At 38.3% G+C, this 2650-nt stretch carries 1 protein-coding gene; it reads right to left on the bottom strand.

All coding sequences use genetic code 11. The features are described from left to right. Positions 1–1027, bottom strand: a 1027-nt coding sequence (locus GT613_RS15145) for a hypothetical protein (protein WP_161171192.1), incomplete at its 3' end; no start/stop codon positions are given. Positions 1028–2650 lie beyond the last annotated feature (1623 nt).

Genomic DNA, 2650 nt, shown 5'->3' with positions numbered 1-2650 from the left:
CAACAGGCTTCCAATGCTCTTCAAATTTTACTGTCAAGTAGACCCATACGGCTGTAATATGCTGCTCTTCATAATGTAAGCTTATCTTTATCGAATCGTGTGAAAAACTACTACCGCGATAAACCTTTACGGTTCCCTGAGATTGAATTAGTTCCTTTAGTATATGATACAAGACACTTTTGAACTTTGTACGACGAATTTTGAGGTTCGCCATCCTCTGGCTATTTCCAATTATCCTGTCGGCTATTATCTCCGCCTCAGTTTGATCTTCCGCTTCAGACTGCCATTTTTCACATAATGAATCTATTTCACCCCACAATCCTTCATCCGCCTCCGCATCTTGTTCCGTTAAACTATTGACTTCATGTTGTACATTGTTTAGTTCACGAGAAGGGTCCTCTTCAGGCGGTAGCTCCTGATCTCCTATATGACCTTTATCCTGTTCTCTTTCCACAAACTTAGAAATGTATTCATGAATTATGGAGCACCTAATAACATTCTTCAAGGCGGAGAAGTTTGGGCCAGATGCCCAATATGCTTGACATGAAAACGTGAGAATGAATTTAGTATTATTGTGATATTCTGAGGCAATTTTATTATAATCTCGAAGATAAGAGAAGAATGCAGTGACCTTTGCATTGACAAATGGAGATTCCATGTATCTAAAAAATACGCCTTTAGGCCTTCTGATACCCTTTCCCCTGCGGTTTAGCGTGCCTTTTACATTAATATCTAAACCCTCTCCGATGGTGGCCTTTAACTGACTAATAAATGCAACCGATATAAACTGTGATAATTCTGGGTGATTTATGATTCGATCGACAATTGTATTGTACACTAGTGCAGGATCAGGCCAATCCAGTTCTTTTTCAATTACCGGTGTGTCGTCTGTATTCAGTACATGTCCAACAAATGCAAATGCTAACGTTTTGTATTTCTTATAATTGTCAGGAACTGGAAAAGTCCCCCTTGTCGTCTCGATTACACACCTACTTTCATCGTACACCATAGGTTGGAAGTGCTGCATAATACATTGCTTAATACAAACAAGCAGTCTCTCGCCATTCATATTTCAGTTATTTTCCATTACAGCTGATGTCATTGTATATCAGCGCTGTAAAAATCTATCTGTTACAGAAGGTTTTCGCGGTTTTTATAAACAAAACTTTCGTTACGAAATCGAGCAATCACCCCAGCTGCGTATTTGGAAATTCGGGAAAAAGTAGAGCAACGCGAGTTGCATTTTTTACACCATAATGCATGATTAACTTCGAGAAGGGATTAAGGCTAATTTCACTAGTATGTTTCAAAAACCTCAATCTGTCCATTGAATGCCTTATAAAACAGCTATAGATTGCATAGAAGAGTTAGCTACTCAATGCTTTTTGTCAAAGCTTACTGATGATGATGTGTCTACTTTCAGGCGGGTCTGTAGTAAGGAGAATGACATTATAAAGCTGGCACTTAGAATTCCACGGACTATAGACTATACTAGTATACTCCGTCTACTGTACGATACACTTCCGCTCAGGTCCTTGTCCTTTAACGAGGCCTTACCACTCTTTTGTTACTCTATTGATCCAGCTCAGCAAAGGCAGTGTGATCTAAGATTCTATCTTCGCGATGTAGTAAAACTAGCTAGACCGAGAAAGAGACTAGAAATGCAAAAGGCACTTCTACAATGGCTGCCATCATTATTATCCGATGTGACGCTGCAGCTTCTCAATGATATTCGAATACGCTTTGAGGAGATACAGCCTAATATCCGACAAACTGTTTTACAGATTTACGATCGTACTTGTTACCCATCATTGAATTTTGAACATCCGAACCTGGGAGTTTTCCCTGAAACAGATAGTATATTTGAACCTGTATAATAATATATAGTCTAGCGCTTTACGGAAGACAATGTATGTATTTCGGTTCCTGGAGAAACTATTGCATCTATTGCATAGGTAATCTTGCACGTCGCATCCCCGGTTCATTTTCTGCGTTTCCATCTTGCACTTCAATAGCATATCTTTGTTAACGAAGCATCTGTGCTTCATTTTGTAGAACAAAAATGCAACGCGAGAGCGCTAATTTTTCAAACAAAGAATCTGAGCTGCATTTTTACAGAACAGAAATGCAACGCGAGAGCGCTATTTTACCAACAAAGAATCTATACTTCTTTTTTGTTCTACAAAAATGCATCCCGAGAGCGCTATTTTTCTAACAAAGCATCTTAGATTACTTTTTTTTCTCCTTTGTGCGCTCTATAATGCAGTCTCTTGATAACTTTTTGCACTGTAGGTCCGTTAAGGTTAGAAGAAGGCTACTTTGGTGTCTATTTTCTCTTCCATAAAAAAAGCCTGACTCCACTTCCCGCGTTTACTGATTACTAGCGAAGCTGCGGGTGCATTTTTTCAAGATAAAGGCATCCCCGATTATATTCTATACCGATGTGGATTGCGCATACTTTATGAACAGAAAGTGATAGCGTTGATGATTCTTCATTGGTCAGAAAATTATGAACGGTTTCTTCTATTTTGTCTCTATATACTACGTATAGGAAATGTTTACATTTTCGTATTGTTTTCGATTCACTCTATGAATAGTTCTTACTACAATTTTTTTGTCTAAAGAGTAATACTAGAGATAAACATAAAAA

Source organism: Eggerthella sp. BIOML-A4, assembly GCF_009875575.1.
Taxonomy (GTDB): domain Bacteria; phylum Actinomycetota; class Coriobacteriia; order Coriobacteriales; family Eggerthellaceae; genus Eggerthella; species Eggerthella lenta.
Note: the sequence above shows the minus strand (reverse complement) of the source record. Positions and strands in the feature narration are given on the sequence as shown.